22 protein-coding genes and 2 pseudogenes are annotated in these 23352 nt (G+C 56.3%); 7 read left to right on the top strand and 17 right to left on the bottom strand.

The window, feature by feature from the left end:
- Nucleotides 1-50: 50 nt before the first annotated feature.
- Nucleotides 51-1664 carry an inorganic phosphate transporter gene (locus PSH79_RS20865; protein ID WP_305439355.1) on the bottom strand — a complete coding sequence of 538 codons (1614 nt, stop codon included), beginning with the start codon at nt 1662-1664 and terminating at the stop codon, nt 51-53.
- Between the two features lie 251 nt (nt 1665-1915).
- Nucleotides 1916-2938 carry a transporter gene (locus PSH79_RS20860; protein WP_305439353.1) on the bottom strand — a complete coding sequence of 341 codons (1023 nt, stop codon included), beginning with the start codon at nt 2936-2938 and terminating at the stop codon, nt 1916-1918.
- A 276-nt stretch (nt 2939-3214) separates the two neighbouring features.
- Here PSH79_RS20860 and PSH79_RS20855 point away from each other — a divergent pair, with 276 nt between their 5' ends.
- Both PSH79_RS20855 and PSH79_RS20850 read left to right on the top strand, forming a co-directional pair.
- The gene (locus tag PSH79_RS20855; RefSeq protein ID WP_305439352.1) at nt 3215-4837 is read left to right on the top strand and encodes a methyl-accepting chemotaxis protein; all 1623 of its coding nucleotides are present in this window, start codon (nt 3215-3217) and stop codon (nt 4835-4837) included.
- A gap of 109 nt (nt 4838-4946) precedes the next feature.
- A complete protein-coding gene (locus PSH79_RS20850) occupies nt 4947-5390 on the top strand; it encodes a hypothetical protein (RefSeq protein WP_305439351.1) in 444 nt (147 codons plus the stop codon).
- Nucleotides 5391-5600: 210 nt separating this feature from the next.
- Here the strand turns inward: PSH79_RS20850 and PSH79_RS20845 are convergent, their stop codons facing one another.
- Both PSH79_RS20845 and PSH79_RS20840 read right to left on the bottom strand, forming a co-directional pair.
- A complete protein-coding gene (locus PSH79_RS20845; RefSeq protein ID WP_007917758.1) occupies nt 5601-5906 on the bottom strand; it encodes a PepSY domain-containing protein in 306 nt (101 codons plus the stop codon).
- A 139-nt stretch (nt 5907-6045) separates the two neighbouring features.
- On the bottom strand, nt 6046-7173 hold the full coding sequence (locus PSH79_RS20840; RefSeq protein WP_305439349.1) for a glycerophosphodiester phosphodiesterase: 1128 nt from the start codon (nt 7171-7173) through the stop codon (nt 6046-6048).
- Between the two features lie 222 nt (nt 7174-7395).
- On the opposite strand from PSH79_RS20840, the gene PSH79_RS20835 reads away from it, so the two are divergent.
- Nucleotides 7396-7722 carry a DUF2025 family protein gene (locus tag PSH79_RS20835; protein WP_305439347.1) on the top strand — a complete coding sequence of 109 codons (327 nt, stop codon included), beginning with the start codon at nt 7396-7398 and terminating at the stop codon, nt 7720-7722.
- 115 nt (nt 7723-7837) lie between these two features.
- Here PSH79_RS20835 and PSH79_RS20830 read toward each other — a convergent pair whose 3' ends face one another.
- Nucleotides 7838-8152 carry an antibiotic biosynthesis monooxygenase gene (locus tag PSH79_RS20830; protein WP_305439346.1) on the bottom strand — a complete coding sequence of 105 codons (315 nt, stop codon included), beginning with the start codon at nt 8150-8152 and terminating at the stop codon, nt 7838-7840.
- On the bottom strand, nt 8152-8850 hold the full coding sequence (locus tag PSH79_RS20825) for a CTP synthase (protein ID WP_305439345.1): 699 nt from the start codon (nt 8848-8850) through the stop codon (nt 8152-8154). Before PSH79_RS20825 ends, PSH79_RS20830 begins: the two co-directional genes overlap by 1 nt.
- Nucleotides 8851-9032: 182 nt before the next feature.
- On the opposite strand from PSH79_RS20825, the gene PSH79_RS20820 reads away from it, so the two are divergent.
- The gene (locus PSH79_RS20820; RefSeq protein WP_305444037.1) at nt 9033-9911 is read left to right on the top strand and encodes a LysR family transcriptional regulator; all 879 of its coding nucleotides are present in this window, start codon (nt 9033-9035) and stop codon (nt 9909-9911) included.
- On the opposite strand, the gene PSH79_RS20815 is transcribed toward PSH79_RS20820, so the two are convergent.
- From PSH79_RS20815 to PSH79_RS20805, 4 genes and pseudogenes are all read right to left on the bottom strand, one after another.
- The gene (locus tag PSH79_RS20815; protein WP_305439344.1) at nt 9912-10442 is read right to left on the bottom strand and encodes a DUF1003 domain-containing protein; all 531 of its coding nucleotides are present in this window, start codon (nt 10440-10442) and stop codon (nt 9912-9914) included. It abuts the gene before it with no gap.
- Nucleotides 10443-10629: 187 nt separating this feature from the next.
- Nucleotides 10630-11067, bottom strand: a pseudogene (locus PSH79_RS28240) (methyl-accepting chemotaxis protein); the annotation flags it as partial.
- Between the two features lie 156 nt (nt 11068-11223).
- Nucleotides 11224-11859: pseudogene (locus PSH79_RS28235) on the bottom strand (PAS domain-containing protein); the annotation flags it as partial.
- 410 nt (nt 11860-12269) lie between these two features.
- Entirely contained in the window at nt 12270-12878 is a 609-nt protein-coding gene (locus PSH79_RS20805) for a TetR/AcrR family transcriptional regulator (protein ID WP_305439342.1), read from the bottom strand.
- 216 nt (nt 12879-13094) lie between these two features.
- Between PSH79_RS20805 and PSH79_RS20800 the strand changes: the two genes are divergently transcribed.
- Nucleotides 13095-14150, top strand: a complete 1056-nt coding sequence (locus PSH79_RS20800) for an MBL fold metallo-hydrolase (RefSeq protein ID WP_305439341.1) — start codon at nt 13095-13097, stop codon at nt 14148-14150.
- Nucleotides 14151-14175: 25 nt separating this feature from the next.
- Here the strand turns inward: PSH79_RS20800 and PSH79_RS20795 are convergent, their stop codons facing one another.
- The 3 genes from PSH79_RS20795 to PSH79_RS20785 form a co-directional block, all read right to left on the bottom strand.
- Nucleotides 14176-14445 carry an XRE family transcriptional regulator gene (locus tag PSH79_RS20795; protein ID WP_305439339.1) on the bottom strand — a complete coding sequence of 90 codons (270 nt, stop codon included), beginning with the start codon at nt 14443-14445 and terminating at the stop codon, nt 14176-14178.
- A 9-nt stretch (nt 14446-14454) separates the two neighbouring features.
- A complete protein-coding gene (locus tag PSH79_RS20790; protein ID WP_305439338.1) occupies nt 14455-14772 on the bottom strand; it encodes an XRE family transcriptional regulator in 318 nt (105 codons plus the stop codon).
- Between the two features lie 93 nt (nt 14773-14865).
- Nucleotides 14866-15633 (bottom strand): helix-turn-helix domain-containing protein, encoded by a 768-nt coding sequence (locus PSH79_RS20785; protein WP_305439337.1) that lies wholly within the window; start codon nt 15631-15633, stop codon nt 14866-14868.
- Nucleotides 15634-15745: 112 nt separating this feature from the next.
- On the opposite strand from PSH79_RS20785, the gene PSH79_RS20780 reads away from it, so the two are divergent.
- Entirely contained in the window at nt 15746-16561 is an 816-nt protein-coding gene (locus tag PSH79_RS20780) for a sulfite exporter TauE/SafE family protein (protein WP_305439336.1), read from the top strand.
- Between the two features lie 101 nt (nt 16562-16662).
- Entirely contained in the window at nt 16663-17859 is a 1197-nt protein-coding gene (locus PSH79_RS20775) for a hypothetical protein (RefSeq protein ID WP_305439335.1), read from the top strand.
- Between the two features lie 3 nt (nt 17860-17862).
- Here the strand turns inward: PSH79_RS20775 and PSH79_RS20770 are convergent, their stop codons facing one another.
- The 4 genes from PSH79_RS20770 to PSH79_RS20755 form a co-directional block, all read right to left on the bottom strand.
- Entirely contained in the window at nt 17863-18849 is a 987-nt protein-coding gene (locus tag PSH79_RS20770; RefSeq protein ID WP_305439333.1) for a hypothetical protein, read from the bottom strand.
- Nucleotides 18850-18918: 69 nt separating this feature from the next.
- Nucleotides 18919-21996 (bottom strand): P-loop NTPase fold protein, encoded by a 3078-nt coding sequence (locus tag PSH79_RS20765; protein WP_305439332.1) that lies wholly within the window; start codon nt 21994-21996, stop codon nt 18919-18921.
- A 113-nt stretch (nt 21997-22109) separates the two neighbouring features.
- On the bottom strand, nt 22110-22643 hold the full coding sequence (locus PSH79_RS20760) for a Bro-N domain-containing protein (RefSeq protein ID WP_305444034.1): 534 nt from the start codon (nt 22641-22643) through the stop codon (nt 22110-22112).
- A gap of 305 nt (nt 22644-22948) precedes the next feature.
- Nucleotides 22949-23239, bottom strand: coding sequence for a hypothetical protein (locus tag PSH79_RS20755; protein WP_305439331.1), 291 nt, complete (start codon nt 23237-23239; stop codon nt 22949-22951).
- Nucleotides 23240-23352: the final 113 nt, after the last annotated feature.

Genomic DNA, 23352 nt, shown 5'->3' with positions numbered 1-23352 from the left:
TGACAGAACGCTATCGCGAGCAGGCTCACTCCTACAAGGGATCGTGGAGGTTAGAAGATCTGGGTGAACAACCAGTACAGGCTGCCCGACAACAAAATCGCCGCCGGCAATGTCAGCACCCATGCCATCAACAGATTGCGGATGGTCTTCATCTGCAAACCGCCGCCATTGGCAACCATGGTCCCGGCCACGCCCGAAGACAACACGTGCGTCGTCGACACCGGCAAACCAAACATGTCGGCCGCGCCAATGGTCAGCATCGCTACGGTTTCCGCCGACGCGCCTTGGGCGTAAGTCAGGTGGGTCTTGCCGATCTTCTCGCCGACCGTCACCACAATGCGCTTCCAGCCGACCATGGTGCCCAGTCCCAGTGCGATGGCCACGGCGATCTTTACCCACAGCGGAATGAACCGCGTGGCGTTGTCGATCTGTTGCTTGAACAGTTGCAGCTTGCCGCTGGTGTCGGCGTCGAAGTTACCGACCTTGTTCTTGTCCATCAGGCGAATGGTTTCGCTAGCCAGGTACATGTCATTACGCACGTTGCCCATGGCTTCGGCCGGGACTTTCGCCAGCGAGCCGTAGCCTTTGACTTCTTCACCGATGTGCCCGGTGAGAGCGGCGAGGGCGGGGACCAATTGCGGCGTGGCTTCCTTGCTGCGCATGTAATCCGAGAGGATCGGGCGCGGATCGGCCGGCGCCGGCAGCGGTGAACTTTTGACCAGCGCCTGCTGGGTGACTTGCGCCACGGCGGCGAACTGCAGTGTTTGTTCTTCCGGCATGGTGCGGTTCAACGCATAGGCCATCGGCAAGGTGCCGACCAGAATCAGCATGATCAGGCCCATGCCTTTCTGCCCATCGTTGGAGCCGTGGGCGAACGATACGCCGGTGCAGGTCAGGATCAGCAAACCGCGAATCCACCACGGTGGCGGGGTGTTGCCTTCAGGCGCCTTGTACAGCGAACGGTTCTTCACGAACGCGCGCAACGCCAGCAGCAACAACGCCGCAAAACCGAAACCCACCAGCGGCGACAGCAGCAATGCATAGCCAATCTTGGTTGCCTGTGCCCAGTCCACGCCACTGGTGCCGTCACGCCCGTGCATCAAGGCATTGGCCACGCCGACGCCGATGATCGAGCCGATCAACGTGTGCGACGACGAGGCCGGCAAGCCCAGCCACCAGGTGCCGAGGTTCCACAGGATCGCCGCAATCAGCAGTGCGAAGATCATCGCGAAACCGGCGGACGAACCGACTTGCAGAATCAGCTCCACCGGCAGCAACGCGATGATGCCGAACGCCACCGCGCCACTGGAGAGCAGCACACCGAGGAAATTGAAGAACCCCGACCAGACCACTGCGACATTCGGCGGCAGCGAGTGGGTGTAGATCACGGTGGCCACGGCGTTGGCGGTGTCGTGAAAACCGTTGACGAACTCAAAACCCAGTGCAATCAGCAGTGCCACGCCGAGCAGCAGGAACGGCGTCCACGTGGTGACCACGGTGCCGAGTTCGTGCATGTCGTGCATCAGGCTATAAGCCGTGAACAGCATTCCCATGGCCAGCACCGCAAAAAAGATCACGTAGGTGAACGGGCCGGTTTTCTTGTCGAGGGCGGGCCTGCCGCTGGGGGCGGACGTTTGGCGGGCGGTCAGGGAGGGAGTAGCCATGAGCGGACAATCCTGAGCGAGGGAAGGAATGTCGCCCATGATCGTTGCAAAATGTTACAGAGAGACTGCTTCAGGTCAGTGTTTGGCGGTTTAGTCTGACCATAGATCCGAAGGGAAATGAACAACCCCTGTAGGAGTGAGCCTGCTCGCGATGACGTTGGCACATTCAAAACAGGTGTGTCTGACACACCGCTATCGCGAGCAGGCTCACTCCTGCAAGGGATCTGTGGTGGGACACAGTAATTTGGGGGTTAATAATCCCCGCGTTTGCGAAACGCCCAGCGCCCGGCGATCACCGTAAACGTCGCGACCAGCGCCACCAGTATCCAGAACCCCTCCGGGTCCTGCGACAACGGTACCCCGCCCACATTCATCCCGAAGAAACCGGCAATGATGTTGATCGGCAGCGCCAGCACCGTCACCACGGTCAGGGTGAACAGGGTGCGGTTACTCTGTTCGTTGAGGTTGGCGGCGATCTCTTCCTGAAGTAGTTTGATCCGCTCGCCGAGGGCGGTGAGGTCGTTGATGATCAGCGCGAACTCCTCGGTGGATTTGCGCAACTCCTTGACGTCCTCCTTCTGCAACCACGGCGGCGGGCGATTGAGCAGGCGCAGCAACGAGCCCGGCTCTAGCGCCAACAGCCGTTGCAGACGTACCAGCACCCGCCGGTGAGCGCCGAGTTCGGCGCGGTTGGTCGACAGCCGCGAGGAGAGCAATTCGTCCTCGACCTGATCGACGCTGAGGCTGGTCTTGCGCACGATCTGCGTCAGCACTTCGCCCTGATCGCGCAGCAGGTGTACGAGCAATTCCGAAGGCGAGCGAAAGCGCTCGCCGGCCTTCACCGACGAGCGCAATTTATCCACCGAGTGCAGCGGTTGCAGGCGCGCGCTGACGATCAGTTTGCTGCGCACACAGACCCACAGCGTCGACACATCCGAGGAGACCATGCTGCTGAGGTTGAACACCACGTCGTTGACCACCGCCAGCAGTGCCGAGTCGACATGCTCGATGCGCGTCGAGCGCGAGCCTTCATGCAACGCCTCGAAAAATTCTTCAGGCAATTGCAGATGACTTTTCATCCAGCGCTCGCACGCCGCGTGCGCCAGGTTCAGGTGCAGCCAGAGGAATTCACCGCTGTCGCTGTCGTCCTGCAAACAACGCAGGGCCGTCGCCGAATCGACCTCGCGACCACGTTCACCGGGTAGAAAGCGAAAGCCGTAGAGCAAGCCAAACAGGTCAGGATCGCGGTGGCTGATATCGAGGCTGTGGTTCATGGAGGCTCGCTGCGAGAAGGGCGTGAGACAGGGAATTCACAGATTCACCTGAGCCGCATCATCGCAACCGCACATGACGTTTACGTGACGGTAAAACGGCGTCAAATCAATGATTTACCGGCTGTCGGAAAGTGCTCAAGAAGCGCACTCGCACGCCGATCACGGGTGCATTAGGTTGCGCGCCATTGGCCACGGGCCAAGGTTCGCTGACAGGGAAGTCCGGCACTATTTCACGCTCGTTTCGGGCGTGCCTCATCCCTGTCTTGAGTACCTGCGATGCTGCAAAAATCCCTGAGAGCGCAAATCCTGGCCCTGCTGAGCGGCAGCCTGCTGGCGATGCTGTTGATCGCGCTGGCCTGTTTCCATTTCCTGTCCAACGGCGTGCAAAGCTACAGCCAGTTGATCGCAGGCCCCTTGCACACTTCGCAACTGATCGACGAAGCCAACCTGCAATTCAAGGTGCAGGTGCAGGAATGGAAAAACGTTCTGCTGCGCGGCAAGCAACCGGCAGACCTGGCCAAGTACTGGGGCCAGTTTGAAGACCGTCAGCGCGATGTGCAGAACATTCTCGGTGAACTGGCCAGCCAGAAAGGTATCGAGCCAAGTCTGAAAAACCGTATCGATCGTTTGCGCGATGAGCACCGTCAGTTGGGCGCTGCCTACCAAAAGGGCCGCGATGCCTACGTGGCGGCCGGCGCCGATCCTGCGGCGGGTGACCTCGCGGTCAAAGGCGTCGACCGCGCGACCAGCGAGCAGATGAGCGAACTGGTGACCGAGTTGCGCAAACAGGGCACTGAGCAGTCGGCGCTGATCAGTGCCGAGGCCGATCGCACCGTATTGCTCGGCACCCTGGTGATGCTGGCTTCAAGTTTGCTGATTGGTCTGCTCAGCCTGTGGCTGGTCAATCGCAATCTGGTCGAGCCGATCCGCAAACTGATTGATTACGTGACCCAGTTGAGCCGAGGCAAATTGGCCGAGCGCGTGTCCAGTGACCGTCAGGATGAGTTGGGCAACCTCGCTGCCGCCGCCAATACACTGCGCGATTTCCTCGCTGAAACCTTCACCCGTTTGCAGCGCAGTGCCAGTGACCTGGACAGCGCCAGCGGCGAGTTGAACGCCATCGCCACGACCATGGCCGGCGGCACCAACGAGCAGTTCAACCGCACCGACCAGGTGGCCACGGCAATGAACGAAATGTCTGCCACCGCCCAGGAAGTGGCGCGTCACGCCGCCGATGCGGCGCGCGCTGCCGACGATGCCGACCAGTCCGCCCAGCAGGGTGAAAAGGTCATGCAGAGCACCATCCACACCATCACGCAGATGCGCGGTGAAATCGCCAACACCGCCACGGTGATCCGTCGTCTGGAAGCCGACAGCGGCCGTATCGGCAAGGTGCTGGAAGTGATTCGCGGCATTGCCGAGCAGACCAACCTGCTGGCGTTGAACGCCGCCATTGAAGCGGCGCGGGCCGGTGAGGCCGGGCGTGGTTTTGCTGTGGTCGCCGACGAAGTGCGCAACCTGGCGCAGCGTACGGCGGAGTCGATCATCGAGATCAACCAGATCATCCAGAGCGTGCAGACCGGCGCGGTGGACGCCGCGCAAGCCATCGACAGCGGCCAGAGCCGTAGCGATGAAAGCGTCGAGCAGGTCACCCAGGCCGGTGCAATGCTGGAGCGCATCACTCATGCGGTGGAAGCGATTCGCGACATGAACCGCCAGATCGCCACCGCCGCCGAAGAGCAGACTTCGGTAGCCGAGGACATCTCACGCAACCTGACCGAGATCACCTCCATCGCCAGCACCAACCTCGACAGCGTGCAGCGCACCGAAAGCGCCAGCCAGAACCTACATGGGTTGTCGGGGCAACTGAACGAAGTCACCTCGCGCCTGAGCGCCTGAGCCGTTGACTGTGTACCGATTCGGATACCGAGTCGGTACACAGTCGATCTCAATTCAATGCGGCCATGGTCGATGACCGGGTATCTATAACCGGCATTGGAGCATTCCCATGGTCAGCATCACCTCTGTATCGATCAATCAGCCCCTCACCACGTCGGCCAGCAAAATGTCGACCAGCGATGTTGGCGACAACACCGCGACCACTGCGACGACCAGCACCGGCACGACCGCTGACACCGGCAAAGTCGCTGCAGGCGGCACGGCTCCGGCGGGCGACAGCAGTTCCAGCAGCAGCGAGGAATCGGATTCGGTGAAAGAACTGCGCAAGCAGATTGCCGAACTGCAGAAGCAATTGCAGGAAGAGCAACAAGCGCTGCAAGCGGCCCAGGCGAAGCAGGAAAGTTCGGATGCCAAGGCTGCCGAAGTCGCCGCTGCGCAAGCGCAGGTCACGGCCACCTCGGCCTCCCTGTCCACCGCCACAGCCTCGCTGTTGCAGGCCTTGCAGGATTCCGACAGCAGCACATCCGGTTCGCTGGTCAGCACCTCGGCCTAAGCATCACCGCTCTTCCCTTGTGGGGGGAGCAGGCTTTAGCGTCGTTCACGCGATCCTGTAGGAGCTGCGGCACGCTGCGATCTTTTGATTTTGTTTTTGAAGATCAAAAGATCGCAGCCTCGTTTCACTCGACAGCTCCGACAGGGATTTATGTCGGGCACAAAAAAGCCGCACGATCTTTCGATCGTGCGGCTTTGGTGGTGCGGTGTATCAAGTGTCTTGCTTGTTGCTCAGCACCTTGCCGGTCGTGGCATCAAAGTCCACATCGAACTCTTTGCCATCAGCGGTTTTCAGTTCAACTTCGTACTCATAACCGTTGAAGTGGTTATCCAGGTCGGTGTCGGTGATGGTCGCACCCGGGTGCAGCTTCAGGGCTTCGGCGTTCATCGATTCCAGCGACTTGATCTTGCCGGACTTGACCAATTCAGGGATCTGATCGACGCGAACATCAGCCTGGGCCAGGCCAGCAGTCAGCGTCAGGGCAGCGGCGGTAAACAGGGCAGTCAAAGTTTTCATCGGTTCGTTCCTTGGGTGAGTCGTTTAAGTGGGTTCAGGTTAACCAGCGCAACTTAACTCACCCTTAAAACCCCGCATCGCCCGCAGGAGGCTCTTGTGGGAGCGACCCTGCTCGCGATGCAGACAACTCGGTGACAGATCAGAACCCGTTGTTCTTCAACACCTGATCAACACTGGCCGTCGCCGGGCGTTTATAGAACTTCAACAGCTCGCTGGCGCGGTTGGTGAAGATGCCGTCTACACCCGCGGTCATGACTTTCTCGAAGTCCACCGGCTCGTCGACGGTGTAGACGTGCACCAACAGGCCTTGATCGTGGGTGTACTGGTTCATCCACGGCTGCACCAGATCCGAATAGCTCTGATCGCCGCCCTTGGTCAGCTTCGCCGAAGGGCCGGTGCCGATGGCGCCTTGAGCCTTGGCGTAATCGACCCACTGTTTGAACTCAGCGTCGGACTTCGGCTCCTGCTTGCCGTAGAAAGCGTTCTTGTCCTTCTCGCCCGACTCGGCAAACGTCACTTTGGATTTCGGCTCGATGCTGCCTTCGCCGACCCACAACAGCAGAATCTTCGGCACTTGCGGCATTTCCTTTTGCAGCAGTTCGAGGCTGTTTTTCTCGAAGGTTTGCAGAATCACCTTGCCTTTGCCCTGACCGACGCCCAGCGCACTCTTCGCCAGTTTGGAACCGGCCGGGCTCAGCCAGCCGCGATCCTGCAGTTTGTCTTTCAGGTCTTTCTCGATCCCCGGAAACAGTTGCGGCTCCTTGGTCTCGATGTACAGGCCTGGCTTGTGCTGCGGGTTGGCCTGGGCGATGTCGATGATTTCATCCAGCGTCAGAATTTTCAGGCCCGCGTAGGACGGGCGCGCGCGATCCGGGTAGGCCTTGTTGTACCAACTGCCAGCGTCGAGGGTTTTCAGTTCGGCCATGGTGAAGGCAGTGGCCGGGCTGTCCTTGCGCTCAGGGAATTTGCTGGCGACGTCGGTGGTGCGTTGCAGATTGTCATCGTGCAGTGCGAACAGCACGCCGTCCTTGCTGCGTTGCAGGTCCATTTCCAGGTAATCGGCGCCCAGATCGCGGGCCAGTTTGTAGGCCGCAGCAGTGGATTCCGGGGCATCAAAGGACGCGCCACGGTGGGCGATTACCGCCGGGTGCGGGATGCCATGCGTCGCAGCCACGGCGTCGGGAGTTGTCTGGCTGGCGGCATGCGTCTGACCGAAACCGAGCAACAGGCTCAGCATGAGGGCGCTTTTGGTGAAAGTGGCGGGCATGTTCGAATTCCTTTCGCAGGGCATTTTCAAAGACGTACCTTTTAACAACTGAATCGATCGGGTGCTATCGCGAGACCGACATAAACGTATTAAAAGCGATTTTTCCTGCACTTTTGTGGCGCTGTTTGCAGTACGCTTGCCCGCGGCAGTCGTCCCGGCAGAGGACGCGCCGCTGCGTTGCCCTGCGTGTAAACCATCGATCAACATTTCGTGAGGTTTACCATGCGCATCACCTCCCAACTCATCTGTCAGGCCGCCGACGACCTCAAGGGCTTTGTCGGCCTCAACCGCAAAACGGGTCATTACATCGTGCGTTTCAGCGAAGATTCCTTCGGCATGGACGTGGCGGATGACGGCATCATTCCCACCAGTGAATTTGTCTGGGCACAGGTTTCGGATACGACCATGACGTTGAAGCGCGAGTTGATTCAGTTGCTGCTGGATCAGCATATCGATGACCGGATCAACATCACCGAGCCGTTGCGGGTGTATATGAGCAAGCGCGAAGTGCCGGAGATCGTGGCAGTGCGCAGTCTGGTGCGGAGCTGAAAGATTTGTGTTGAAGCGGCTGGCCCCTTCGCTGGCAAGCCAGCTCCCACAGGGATCACGCTGTACCTGTGGGAGCTGGCTTGCCAGCGATGAGGCCATTTACTTCACCGCAAACTCACTGCCCAAACCGATACTCCCGCTCCACCCGGCAAACCCGCGTCTGAAACGCCGAGTACCAGATCGACCGCCCACGCGCCTGAATCACCCGGTGCTCGGGATGTTGCCGCCAAGCCAGAATCGCCGCCTCGCTCTCCCAGTATGAAACCGTGATGCCCACCCCGTCGCCGCCACGGATCGAGTCAATTCCGAGAAACCCCGGCTGCTCCACAACCAGTTCCATCATGCGCTCGGACGCCTCGGTATAGCCGTTATCCCCCTCAGTGCGGGTCGAAGTGAAAATCACCGCGTAACAATCAGCGCTCGAGTTCATTAACGTTGCTCCGCACAAGCTTCGACAAACGCTCGCACCAGCGGCGGCATTTGCCCTTTGAGCGCCGCACGTTCGGGTTGAAACAACGTTGCGACGAAAAACCGGTGATCCTTGAGTTCAATCGCGCGCAAGTCGCCCTCCGAGTCGTGACCGACGGCCTGTAGCTGACTTTTCAAAAGCTCGGTTTCGAACTGCGGACTCACACCGTAGCGGCAGCGATAGCCTTCACGAATTTCAGACGTTTCGTACGCTTTGGCAATCAACGAACCCGGCACCAGATGAATGCTGTCCACGGCTTCGACCAGCGAACAGGTGAGCGGGGTGAGCACGGCTCTTTCCGATTCGGGCGAAGTTTCGCCATGTTCAGCATCAGCCCAGCCCAACACATTGCGGGAGAATTCCAGCACCGCATGCTGAAAACCGCCACAGGTGCCGAGGAAGGGGCGCTGCTGCTCGCGGGCAAAACGGATCGCTCGCAGCGCACCAGTTTCACTCTTGTAGGGGCTGGCCGGCACGCACCAGAAGCCATCGAAGTGATCCAGCGAAGTGTCAGCGAGGATTTGATCGGTGGGTAACCATTGGTATTGCACGTCGCGGCCGGCCTGCTCGGCGATCATGCCGAGCGCAACAGGGATCGCCTGGTGGGCGGTGACTTGCGGGTCGTAGTCGCCGATCAGGGCGATGGAAATGGCGTCCATGGAATTTCCTTTATTTGAAAACAGTGATGAATCTTTGTGGTGAGGGGATTTATCCCCGATGGGGCGCGAAGCGGCCCTCAAACAAGGCCTGCTTCGCAGCCCATCGGGGATAAATCCCCTCGCCACAGGGTGGTGGTCACTATAGATTGGCGCTCACGCACTCAATATTGGCGTTTCCCCAAGTGATCAATGCACCGACGCACTATCGGCTCGACTACCCGGATCTGGCGCTGATCCTCGCTCTGGTGCGCGGCGGCTCTCTGGCCCGGGCTTCACAGCTGTTGAAGGTCGATGTGTCGACGGTGTTCCGCGCCGTCCGCCGTCTCGAAGCCGCGCTCGGTCAGCAACTGTTCGAAAAAAGCCGTGCCGGTTACTTGCCGACGACGCTTGCGCAAACACTCGCGGAGCAGGCCGAACGCGCCGAGCAGGCATTGGACGCCGCGCGGATCGGCGTGGAGCAGGGCGGTGAAGTCGTCAGCGGCACGGTGCGGCTGACCTGCACCGACTCGGTGTTGCAGGGCTTGCTGCTGCCGGCGCTGGCGCAGTTCATGCCCAACTATCCGGCGCTGACCATCGAATTAAGCACGTCCAACGATTTCGCCAACCTCAGCCGTCGCGATGCTGATATTGCCCTGCGCCTGACGCGCACACCGCCGGAGCATCTGGTCGGACGGCAATTGGCGAAGATTTCCTACCGCGTCTGCGCCAGTGCGCGCTACTTGCAGAGCGTGGATGCGTCGGATCTGGCCGCACTGACCTGGATCGCCCCGGACGATTTCCTGCCCGATCACCCGACCATCGCCTGGCGCCGCCAGCACCTGCCCGGTGTGACCCCGGGTTATCGCTGCAACAGCATGCTTTCGGTGACAGAGTTGGTGCGCGCCGGCCTCGGTGTCGCGGCGCTGCCCGACTTTCTGATCAATGATGGTTTGCAGGCCTTGAGCGAACCGTTACACGGCTACGACACCGCGCTGTGGTTGCTGACCCGTCCGGATTGCCGGGCATTGCGCTCGGTGGTCACGTTGTTCGATGAACTCGGGCGGGCGTTGCGATTGCCCTGATCAGCGCTTTGGGTTCTGGCACAGGTGCGCGTGCAACTCGCTGGTCAGGCCTTCGATGCGCTCCGTAAGGTTTTTCGTCATTTCGGTAAGGCGGGTGTTTTGTTCCAGCAACGCCAGCAATTGCGCGGAGTTCTTCGCCGCCTCCGCCTGACGTTCTGTATTGGCCTGTGCCAGCGCTTCACGGTGCTGCGCATCGGCGTCGGCCTGCGCCTTGTCGCGCGCGGCCTGACGGGTTTGTGCGAGCAGAATCAGTGGCGCGGCGTAGGCCGCCTGCAGGCTGAACGCCAGGTTCAGCAGAATGAAGGGGTAGACGTCGAATTGAGTCACGCCCCATACGTTGAGGCCGATCCACACCGCAACAATCAAGGTTTGCGCACCAAGGAACAGCGGCGTGCCGAAGAATCGCGCAAAGGCTTCCGCGCGCAGGGCGAAGGCGTCGTTGCCGAAGGTCGTATTCAGGTGGGCGTGAGGGCGGTGGAAACGCAGGTGATCAATGGGGGCGGCGGCTGTTTCGGCTTTTTCGTTGTTCATGGTGTGCTCGGCAGGACTTGGAACGTGCCGTCACTATAGCTCTGCGATGTGGCAGCCGGCCTCTTCGCGGGCGAGCCCGCACCCACAGGTTCAGCGGTCGTACACAAAATGTGTAGTTGACTCATTCCCTGTGGAAGCGGGTTTGCCCGCGAAGGTCGCGACGCGGTCTATCGACCCTGCACAAACCTCAATTCGGCGCCCGCTCATTGGCAAACATGCTCACCGCCTGCACTGCCTCACTGGCGCCATCACGAATCTGCAGGATTACCGTGCCGGCCTGATCCGCCAGTTCCACGCCCTGGGCCGCGCGATCGCGGGTGCCGTCCATGCTCTTGATCGCCTGGCGGGTTTCGGTCTGGATCAAGCCGATCATGCTGGAAATCTCCGCTGTCGAGCCGCTGGTGCGTGCTGCCAGTTGCCGTACTTCATCGGCCACCACGGCAAAACCACGACCCTGCTCACCGGCGCGGGCGGCTTCGATCGCCGCGTTGAGCGCCAGCAAGTTGGTTTGATCGGCGATCCCGCGGATGGTGTTGACGATGGCCGTGATCTGCTCGGAGCGCTCACCCAGTTGCGCGATCAGCGTCGAGGATTCGGCAATGTCCTGAGCAATTTCGCGCATCTCGCTGGCCGCTTGCTGAATGACCTGAGTGCCTTGTTCGGCGACTTTCCGGGTCTCGACCGAGATGTGATAGGCGGCGCTGGCACTGCTCGCGTCTTGCTCATGTTGTTCGACTCGAGCGGTGACGTCAGAGGCGAATTTCACCACTTTGCACAAACGCCCGGAGGCGTCGTAAACCGGGTTGTAATTGGCCTCCAGCCAAACGGTTTGCCCGCGTTTGTCGACGCGTTCGAACTGGCCTTGAAAGAACTCACCCTGATTCAGCCGTCGCCAGAAATCCTGATAAGCGCTGCTGTTGACCAATTCAGCGGTGCAGAACAAACGGTGATGTTTACCTTTGAGCTCGGCCAGTGTGTAACCCATGCGCGTCAGAAAATTCTGGTTGGCGGTGATTACGCTGCCGTCGAGGTTGAATTCAATCACCGCCATCGCCCGGTCGATGGCTTCCAGCTTGGCGTTGACCTCGCTTTCCTGCTGCACCTTGGCCGTCACGTCCATGGCGTACTTGACCACTTTTACCACCCGTCCGGAGGCATCCTTGATCGGGTTGTAACTGGCTTCGAGCCAGACGGACTGCCCTTTACTGTTGATGCGTTCGAACGTACCGGACTGAAACTCACCGTTTTTCAGGCGTGTCCACAACTCGGTGTACCGAGCGCTGCGGCCAAACTCAGGGGTGCAGAACAACCGATGGGGCTGACCGATAGCTTGTTCGGCGCGGTAACCCATGGTTTTGAGGAAGTTGTCGTTCGCACTTAAAACCACACCATCGAGATCGAATTCAATCACCGCCATAGAGCGGTTGATGGCATCGAGCAGGCCACTTTGTTGAGTGAGGGTATGTTGAAGGTCGTCGAGGGCGGCTTTGTGGCGATTGAAGAACATGTCGCAGTACCTGGAAGTAGGGAAAGACTGGGGTTTTGTCCCTGTTTCCGCGGGGGCAGGCCAAGCCGATGGATGTGGGCATTGGCTGCAAAGTGCCAGCATCCAGGCTGACGGCTGAATCTTATACAGACTTATTTGTTTTGCACAAGAAACTGCTGTTTCGAATTTGTACGAAAGTGCTCATATGCCCAGCGCCAGATCCATCCTGAAATACTTTGCCGTATTTTTCTCGGACGGATCTTGCGTCGGACATTGTCATTTATTCCAACGGAACCGCTTCCGAGGCATTCAATCGAGGGGGCGGGCAGGAGAGTGGCGATTCAGAGCTGATAACGCGCCAGAAACATTTCCAGTGCCGATTCGGCCACGGTGTTTTGCGTCGCGGTGTCGAGCGGTGGCTGACCCATGGAAATCTGCGGCCAGAAACCGAACGACTTCAGCAGGCCCTGCACCTGTTGCGCGGCGAAAACCGCGTCCACCGCTTTTATCCGGCCATCAGCCTGAGCGGCACGGATCCAGACGGTCAGGCCTTCTTCCCGCTCGCCCATGCGCGCCACCATGTTCTGCGCACGCTCCGGTGAGTGGATGGTCGCGGCAATCGCCACGCGCGCCAGGCTGAGGAAGTTGTCATCGGCCATCAGTTGCAGTTTGGCCAACAACATCTGTCGCAACTGATCCGATAACGGCTGATCAGGGCTGTACGCAACCGACTGCTCGGCGCTGATCCGCGCCCATAACTGGTTGAGAATTTCGGCGAACAGCTCTTCTTTGCTGGGGAAATGGTTGTACACCGTGCGCTTGGACACACCGGCGGTGGCCGCGATCTTGTCCATGCTGGTGATCTCGAAACCGTGGGCACGGAACTCGGCAATCGCCGCCTGAATGATGGCTTCGCGTTTACGGTCGGTGAGGCGCTGTGGAGCTGTCATAAGTACGCTTCGGCAGGAAGAGGGTGAAATTACACTTGGCAGTTTACTTGTCATCGAGATTGATGCAACCTAGAAACTACACCGGCGAGTGTAATGTTGCGTTAATCCTTGCAACCTAAAAGACAGACAGTCCGGCTAATGCGTGCGTGCCTTGGCCATTTATCGTCCCACCGTGGAAAAACGCGAATTGCGCGGTTTTTCAGGAGTCATTCAGTCATGGCCAATCCAATATCTACAGCGGACAACACCTCCACGCCTGAAGCCTCTCGACAGGATCAAGGGCTGTTCCGCAATCATGCGCCCGTTCAACGCGAAGGCGTGCGCAAAATGCTTCGCATCATGTGGAACATGATCTTCCACAAACCGCGCAACACCCGGCCGGCCGCAGCGATCCCGGTACAACCGCTGACCCGCAAAGACCTCCTTGCAGCGCCTGACCACAGCGTCTGGCGCCTCGGTCACTCGACCTTGCTGTTGAAGATGCAGGACAAGTTCTGGATCACCGACCCGGTCTTCGCCGAGCGTGCCTCGCCGGTGCAATGGGCCGGGCCGAAACGCTTCCACCAACCGCCGATCAGCCTCGACCAGTTGCCGCCGATCGAAGCGGTGATCCTGTCCCACAACCACTACGACCACCTCGATTACGAAGCCGTGCTGCGGCTGGCGGTGAAAACCAATCTGTTTCTGACCCCGCTGGGCGTCGGCGACACCCTGATCAAATGGGGCATCGACGCCAACAAGGTCCGTCAGTTCGACTGGTGGGAAGGCACCGAAGTCGCCGGCATCCGCTTCATCGCCACGCCTTCACAACACTTCTCCGGTCGTGGCCTGTTCGACAGCAACAGCACCCTGTGGGCGTCATGGGTAATGATCGATGGCGACACCCGCATCTTCTTCAGCGGCGACAGCGGCTACTTCGACGGTTTCAAACGCATCGGCGAACAGTACGGCCCGTTCGACCTGACCCTGATGGAAACCGGCGCCTATAACGTCGAATGGCCACACGTGCACATGCAACCCGAACAAACCCTGCAAGCCCACCTCGACCTCAAGGGCCGCTGGCTGTTTCCCATCCACAACGGCACTTTTGATCTGGCGATGCATGCGTGGCATGAACCGTTTGATCGCATTCTGGCCTTGGCCTGGGAGCGCAGCGTTGCGATCACCACGCCGCAGATGGGGGAGGCGTTCAACATCGCTCAGCCGCAGCGTGGGAATGCGTGGTGGATGGCGGTTGAAGATGAGAGTGAGGGGGTTGTGCAAAACGCCTGATGTTTTGCATCCGGTTCGTTCCTTTTTAGGAGGGCGAACCGGTCACCTCGGAGATCTTCGCTAGATAACTCGCAATCGTGTCGTTCGGTTCATCTCGGAATTGCCCACGAATGATGCTCTGAAGATTCTTCAGCGGTAATCCAAGTCTGTTTGCCGCCTCAGATTCGCCTATATCAGCGTGCTCAATGAGTGAAGCCAGTTTCGCTACGCAGTTGGACTTCATCTGCATTTCATCGGCATTCGCAAGATCTAGGTCTTGATAGACGTTGCCTGCACTTTCTTCGATTTCACTCATGTTTTGTCCTTACTCCGCCATCGCATAATCCCCACGCCCCACTGATTCCGCAGGCACCCCGTTCAAACTCGCACTCCGCCCCGGCGCAAACCCCGGAAAGAACACCAACCCCCGCGACTCAAATCGATACGCCAGCGCCAGTCGCGCCGCATCCGCCACGTCCTGCTGCGCTTCAAAGCGCTGAATGTCTTCAACCGAAACTTCCGCTTCCCGTGACAGCTGTTCCACGCTCCAGCCCAGCATCGCTCGGGCCTGCACGCAGTGTGTCGGGGTGAACTGGAAAAGGGCAATGCGTTCGAGGATGTGGTTCATCGCAAGAGAGGCCATGGTGTGCTCCGGGCTCAAGAGTGCTGATTGAAAATGTACTGTGTTTTTGTACAGTTGTTTTCGGCCGGGATCAAACGCATTTTTTGATTTGCCCTAATTCGCCGCCTCCAACCAGACGGACGGTGCCTGACCGAGGATGCGCCGGAACATCGTCGAGAACGCCGCCGGGCTCTCGTAACCGAAATCCAGAGCGATCCGCGTCACCGCTTCACCCGCCGCCAACCGCGATAGCGCCAACACCACGCAAGCCTGCTGGCGCCATTGGCTGAAGCTCAATCCGGTTTGCTGACGAAACAGTCTGTTGAATGTGCGCAAGCTTATGTGTAACTGGTCGGCCCAGTGCTGTGGCGACTGGTGTGCGTTCGGCTGATGCAGAAAGTTCTGACACAACGCGAGGAGCTTTCCGTCAGACGGCAGTGGAATATGCAAGGGCAGCGGAGCACTACGCACGAGTTCATGCAGCAACAGGTCGATCAACGCGCCGTCCCGTCCGTCGAGGTCGTAGGTCAGTGGCGCTTCCACCGCGTCCATCAACAAGTGGCGCATCAACGGCGAGACACGGATCACCTGGCAGTGCGGCCCCAAATCCACTGTTCCCGGCTCGATGTACAAACTACGGGTGCTCACCCCCAGCATCAACACTTCATGCGCCACCCCCGGCGGAATCCATACAGCCCGTTGCGGTGGCACCACCCAGTTGCCGTCATGAGTACGAACCTGCATCACCCCGGTCGCGCCGTACAGCAACTGTGCCCGTCGGTGCGTATGAAATGGCAGCAGATGACCGTGGGAATAATCGGTACCGATCGCCACCACCGGGCGTGGCGTGTCATCCAGCAGATTGATCGAAACATTGCGCATCGAGCGGCACCCAGCGATTGGCGTAAACGCAAACATTATTGGCTGATGTGCTGAAGCAGGCCAAGTCGCGCCGCTCTATCGTCGAACGCTTTCCACCACCGGACGACGCGCCATGTTCTACCTCCTGCTGACACTCTTCGGCTGCCTCACCGGCGTCACCGCCGTGCTCTTTGGTTTCGGCGGCGGCTTCGTCGTCGTGCCGCTGCTCTACCGCATGCTCACCGCCAGCCACGGCGCCGACGACCCCATCAATCAATCGGCCATGCACATCGCCGTCGCCACCTCGACCTGCGTGATGATCGTCAATGCACTCATTGCCACGGATAAACATCGGCGCGCGGGTAATCTCATCCGGCATTACCTATGGCCGTTGGGCGGGTTCATTGCGGTGGGCGCGATCATTGGCGCGACAGCGGCCGTGTGGGTCAGCGGCGAAGTGATCCGTTATGCCTTCATCGCCTACCTCGGCGTGACCATCATCGACTGTCTGCTGCGCCGCGGGTTTCTCACACACGCCACAGACGTCATCCCGCGCCGACTCGGCAGTACGGAAACTTCCGCCGGCGGTGTAGGCATTGGCGCCATCGCCACCTTCCTTGGTGTAGGAGGAAGCGTCATGACCGTGCCGCTGTTGCGCCGCTGTGGACTGAGCATGTCCCAGGCCACCTCCATGGCTAATCCGCTGAGTGTGCCGGTGGCATTGGCCGGGACGCTGACGTACATGGCGTTGGCCGGGTTTAGCGAAACGAATCTGGGGGCGTGGTTTATCGGGTATGTGGATTTGCTGGGGTTTGTGCTGCTGACAGTGGGGTCGTTGTTGGGGATTCGATTGGCCACGCCGTGGATTGGGCGGATACCGGATCGGGTGCATGCGTGGGTGTATATCGGGTTGTTGGTCATCGTTCTGACGGCGATGGCGATGAAGTAGTGTCTCGATTCCTACAGGCAACACCGCCATAATCCAACCCCTTAATTTACCAGCGCCGATCTTACTTCGGCGCCGCCACCGCCTCTTTCAAGGATCGATCAATGCTCAAGGGACTATTGCGCCTAGCGCCATACGCTGCTGTGCTGTTCTCACTGCTATCCACCGCGCACGCCGAAGATAATCGACTGGTATTCACCGGCACGTTGGGCAAAATGCCGATCGTATTTGAAGTCGATACCAGTGATCCGGAGCAAGTCACCGGTCGCTACTTCTATGAAAAATTTCATCGCGATCTGGAGCTCAACGGCACGCTGAAAAATGACGTCCTCGTGCTCACAGAGGGCAGCGATCGAATGGACCCGGACAAGCCATTACCGACCCTCAAACTGCAACAGATTGATGGCGGCTGGAAGGGTGAATGGCAAAACCCGAAAGGCAAAAAACTGCCCGTACTAGTCACCGATACGCCACTTCCCGCAGTCCCGGCTAATACATTGCCGTACATCGCCAAGTTGCCCAAGAGCGAGCCTTATGAATACCTGCGGCTTCAGGGCCTGAAACTCAAACCCGGTAAAAAGCAGGACTTCATGGGCTACACCCTGCAATGGTGGGAAGAGCCTGATACCAAGATGACCATGTTCAGCATCGAGTCCGGACTGCCCAAAGAAGATCTTCAACGGGTTAACCAACAGTTGCTCGGGCGCTTGTGGGACGAGGCCATCAGTTACTACGGTTGCCAGTTGCGCGGTCGCGGCTATGCCGAATTCCTCCAGGACGTCACCCCGACGTTTATCTCGCCCAGTGTGATCAGCCTGAACATTTCCACCAGCTATGACTGCGGTGGCGCACACCCGGACTTCGGCGACTCCCCACTTAACATCGATGTGAAAACCGGTCACCCGCTGTCGCTTGAAGATGTGCTGTGGGTGGGCGAGGGGCAGCCAATCCTTCACGCTGATCGCTACAGAGGCGATGACCAGCCCTTGACCGAGGCCGAAGACGCGGCGCGCTCAAAGTACCAGCGCGAAGTATTCAAGCCGTGGCTGGTCAAACAACTCACCGCGTTGTACCCGGATGAAATGAAGAAACCGGCGGAAGGTGATGAAGACAGTTGCGACTTCACCAGTGAAGACAACTGGAGCTATTCCAACTGGCACTTCACTGAAAAGGGTTTGTACATCGGAGCGTACTTCGCCCGCGTAGAGCGCGCCTGCGATTCACCCGACTGGTCGATCCTGCCGTACTCGCTAGTTAAACAACACCCCGGCGCCGTCAAACTGCAACTGCCCCAGGGCTAACCATCACTCCAGACCCGGCGCCTCACGAATAATGAAGTGATCCAGGTTCTCGATATCGGCATTGAAGACCTCGAAAGGCTTTTCGGGGTTCTTCTTGCCCGGCACCTGCTTCAACTCCGGCGTCACGCCATAGAAGAAACAGAACAACGCTTTGTCGCTATCAGCAGCGTGCTTGATCTCCTCCAGAAACGCCTTGCGCTTGCGGTAGTTGTCGATCAACTTCTTGTTCAGATAAACACTGACTGGATAAGGCTTCTTCTTGCTGTCCTCGGGCTTCTTGAACCAGACCTTGTCCTCGAAATCGATACGAAAACTGGCACTGTGGAAGTCCTCGATCTTCTTGATCCGCCCCCAGTAAATCAGTCCCTTGTTGTCCGTCAGATACTCAATCTTCTTGAAGAACGAACTGTAAGGCGCCGTATGCTCGCCGACCTTCAACGGCATCCGCTTGAGCAACTCCTTGTCGGCGAAGTTCGACACGAAACACTCCACCGGATGCGCAAACACACTGGTCTTGTCCGGCGCCGATTCACGACTCGCTGACTCTTTACCACTGGCCACCGCCACCCGCACCGGATCATCGCGCAACACATCCGCCGCCACCGCAGGCGCGGCAGGCTTGCGGACATACTCACGCCGCGTAAGCAACAGCTCCGACGGGAAATGCTCCTCACGACCGTCATCAGTCTCACCGTCCGCCGTCTCAACACCCGATGCAGATGCCTTCAAACTCACGTACGGGCAGCCCGCGACATGCTGGGTAGTCGGCAGATTCTTGAAGTGCGGCGTGCGCACGTAATTCACATTCTTGGCGTTGAACGTGCCCAACTCGTTGGAGGCATCGAACGCTGAACGACAGGCATCGTTTGGGCACTGGAAGTGTTCCTTGGCGGAATCGAACGCCACCGTCTCATCGAAATTGAGATCGCGAACGTCATAGATCGACAACTTGTCGTCGAGGCCTAGGCAATAGGCGAGATCGAATTTCATTGAGTTTTGCTTCTAATAAGGTGTTTATCATCAATCTTAGTAGATGATTAAAAGTAGTTGGGGGTAGTTTTATCCTATAAAACTATATCGTTTCACAAGTTTTGAAGCTTCTACTGCATCTCGTACATTTCCAGAAGTCTTGGTATTTAGGTAAGCATGTACAGCACCCTGTAATACTCTGTTTACAGAAGGCTGGTTGTACCATGTCTGCTGTCGCATTTTTTCAAGTAGAGTGCTCATGTCTGGAGCGTCGGCATGTTGCTGCAAAAAGCTTGACCAATCGCCAAACGCTTCTGGCGCTCCTGTATTTATGGTCAATTGTAAAAGAAGCTCTCGAAAATACCTTTGTTCTAGTGATTCGTTTTCTTCATCTGATAAGCTTATTTTTATAATACGATAAGTGTTGACGAAGCGCAGGACTCTACGAGGCGAATTTCCGGAAAATGGTGCCAGTTGGCTGAGGAAATCTCGTTCTGCCTCACTAAAGCTGAGTCTGCTTGCACGATAATCGAAGTCTTCTAGGTCGTTGTTTACTGCGCTAGTGTCGACTTCTTCGATTGCTGGGTTTATATCGTCGATGGATTGATGTTGTTCGAGGGGTGTGTTTTCTTCTGGCTCGGAGAAAGGGTTAGGCGTTGTGCTTTTGCTGATCTTACGAATTCGCGACTCCAATAATGCTGAACTTGCATCATCGCTCATTGGTCTGACCCAGTAAGGGATCTGGAATATTTTTTCCAGATAATCATGGGCTGTCGCCCCGTTATCATTATTTGTATTCTCGTTTTGCGGATTGTTGAGCAAGTCGGGATAGTGCTTCGTCAATGCGCGATTAACCCAACGTACATCCGCGGCTACGAAAACAATAAATAGTGGAAAGCCTAGTAATAAGTGTACTGCTTGAAGCACTTCAACTACCTTTTCAGGTGGGCAGCGATCCAGATCGTCAATAAAAAGAACAACTCTTTTGAATGATTGGGTTTCAATGGTTGAGATTGAGTTTAGCATTGATTCGAGCTTTGCTTTGTCCGTCTCTTTTAGATTGTTTTTAGGATCGTCTAATAGGTCTAGTACTCTCTTTTTAAAGCTTTCATCAATATGTCGATTTTGTGTTGCTTCGGGATCAGCTCTCAAACCTCTAGAAAGCTCTTCGAAGTCTTTGCGTATAGTTGCGACGAGGCCCAAATGGCTAGCGTAATGGCCATCGTTCGCTCGCTGGCGGATAAAGCGTAACATCCGACCACGTCCTGTCCCAGCATCAAACTCGCGCGTGGCTTCTACTAACTTTTCTGTGGTGGTTGTCAGCAAATTTCGAGCTGTCTCTACATCAGTTGATAGCTTAGAGAGTGATTCTGAACGCGCGGTGGTTTGATGATTTATGGCGTCTTCCAAAGTTGTACGGAAATTTGCTATCTCATTAATAGCATTCCGAACACGGTTAGTTAACCATGCAATTCCCGATGTGATGCCAAGAATTGGTGCGCTAAGTGTTAGTAGCTCTTTGGTGATAGACTGCATTTCGGTTTGAAAAATATTGCTGAGCAGTATGTAGATTTTTGAGACTGCTGGAGGCGCAATCAAAATTATAGCCAAGCCACATATAATAACAGGCAAGCTGCCAAGGCGCTGGAGCAAGCCTTCTTTAATTGCTTTGGTACGGGCTGTTTGAGTGTTCAGCCCGTCAATTGTCTCTTTTAATTTTTCCGTATTATTAAAAAGCTCCCCTAGGCCTAAGGAGTCAGCCGCTGCCTGAATCTTTTTCCAGGTTACTTTGCTTTTTAGTGTTTGAGCTACAGCATGCCAGAATAATTTAGTGTTTTGTTCTGCCTTCGCCAAACGTTCAGTGGCGACAGCTTGTGCTTTGCGGCAGTTTACTAGTTCTTCGGCCGCTTCCAGCGCCAATTCTTGTGCTGTTGAGAGGTTTTCAAATAGTTGTTCTGATGAGTATTTTCTTTTTTCTGCTGTTTCTTTTTTGCGCACCCACTGATCCAGTTCTGTGAATATGTGGTCGACAAGGCTTGCCCAGAGATTGTTTTCTACAAAGTGCCAAGCGTTGAAGCGTATAAGTACGGTGTCAGCAGATTGCTTTTCAATTTGTTGGTAAATTAAGCGCATAAAAAAAGACTTGCCTGTGCCCCAGTTTCCTAAGATACCTATAGCTAGTGGGGGTTCTTCTGAACGAATAGCAAGTGCGGCCATTGCTTTGGCTTCGTCTAATACGCCGATTTTGTCTTCTAATCCTATTGCCCAGGGGTCATCACTATGAAATAAAACTTCAAGGGCTTCTTCATTTTGAACTTGCTTTACTTTGTTGTTGTTTGTGGTGAAGTCGGTTGTTGCTGGTGCGTTTTTTAAGTTTTTTAACCGTTGGGTGTGTGTTATTAATTTTTTAGTATTTGGTCTTTCGGGCGTGGGGAGAAAAGTTGAAAATTTTGATGCTTCATCAGGAGTTAGCGGAGACGTTGGCTCTCCGTTAAGTATGTCTCCTCTTCTATTTATTATCCCGGAGGAAAGAATTTCATTTCTCGGGATCAGTGGATCTAGCCAGCAACTCTCTCGAACCCCGATTCGATAGTTTCCAACATTATTACGATCTCCGACTGCAAACACTTCACCACTTTCGATTTCTCCCCAGCCACGGAGTCCACCGTTTTTATCGGCTTGCCAAAAAAATACGAGATCGCCCTCTCGCACTAAATCTTGAAAGCGTGAAACTTCCCAAGGAATCGTTTGATTGCGCTCTGGTGAGGAAAGCCACCTACGTTCAAATGAGCTACCTGGAATATATTGGAATACCCAGGCGCATTTGCCGTTTTTGTGTTCGGTAAAAGTGTCCAGATTAACTAGGTTTTTTTTATCCAGTATCGCTCTAATCTTGTTCTTAACATTCGTACCAACGTTCTTGGCTGGTTTATAGCCATCGATTCGTGGCAGACCCATCTCATCAAGAACTGTAGAGATGTTCTGCATTCGGAATTCAACTGATCCTTTGGTGCGTTCGGCCAACGCGCCATCGCGGAGGATACGGTTCTCTTCAGTCTTAATGACTTTTTGGCCACTCTGTTCGCGCGACAACATACTGAGGTAGGCATCAACTGCTGCCTCGATTTCCAGATCACTCCAATCGCTGTTGCTTTTTTCCGTTTCCATACAATCGCCGAGGGTTGAGAACCCTCGGACGATACTGATTGGCCATGACAGTTGTCTACGAAAATTCCTACTGAAAATAGCGAATGATCTCGCGTAATCCTACAAGCTCATCTCTAACTCATCGAATGCCTCAAAGACTGAAACACTTGCATAACCCTCCGCCACCAAGGCTTCACAACCGCAGTCCTGCGTTGAGTCTGATCGTTCAACAGGTATGGCATATCCCGCAGCCGAATCCAGCCTTCATCCTGCCAATGCAGCAGACTCAACGACATCTCTGGCCAATCCAACAAACTCAAAATTGGCCGATCTGAATGTCCCGAGTGTTCCGCATCACGCAGGGCTGGCACCACCTGATGAGTCAACCACTCACGCAACAATCGATTCCCGGGCACGTAGTGATACACCAATAGCGCGTACACACCGGACTCGCTGAGCATCAGTTGTTTTTCGGGTTGCCGGAAATACTCAATCCACAAAACGCGACGCTGATCCTTGTCCAGTTTGTTGACCATGCGCTCGCTCAGATGGATACCCATCAAACGGCCGATATCGCGGGCGCAGAACCATGGTTGGCTTTCGAGTAGAAGCGCATGAAGAGCGAGGTTGTGGCGAGAGAACACTGTTACAGAAAAAGGATCGGGCATATCCATGACCTCTACGTTTAGATTTTGGAGAGCCTGGCCCCAACGTAGAGTGGACTTAAGAAATCCCAACGAGCAGGCAATCACCACCGACGACGAATGTGTCTGTGAGCTGACCATGCTTTCTACGTTGGGCGTTTCTTAGGCACCTGCGACAAAGCTTAGAGGTGCTTGTGGCAGGCTTCAATGTGGAAGCAGCTGTGAGTGCTGTAGGAGATTTAGAGCCGTGATGTAGGAAGGAAATCATTTGTTATGGAATTGAAAAGCCCTAATAAAATTAGGGCTTTCCGCTTTTTTTGATTGGAACGTTAGAGCTCCGCAAAAATATCAGTCATGTGGCTATCGCCGCGACGATAACCAGGTCGAGAAGCGTGAAAAGTAGCGCCAGATATTTCCAGGTCATATATTTTATTGAGTTCACAAAGATCCCACTCATGGCCCGGAGTCACGTGTCCTCCATATGTCTGAAAGCAACGAAGTACTTCTTTTCCAGTACGAGAAAGGCCAACAGCATGAGGCTCGACTACTCGCGGAATACCGCTGTATGTGAACGTCAAAACTTGATTGTTGTTGATAGCATCAATGATTGTCTGCTTCATACGAATTACTCTTTACGTGATTATAGAGCGGGACAGTTGCCTGTCCCGCACGGTTAGGCTTTCACAAAAAAACAGAAAGGACGCCCGTCTTTGCGAAAGACGTCCTTTCCGCT

The organism is Pseudomonas sp. FP2196 (assembly GCF_030687715.1).
GTDB lineage: Bacteria > Pseudomonadota > Gammaproteobacteria > Pseudomonadales > Pseudomonadaceae > Aquipseudomonas.
The sequence above is the reverse complement of the archived record's forward strand: the minus strand, read 5'-3'. Positions and strand labels throughout refer to the sequence as shown.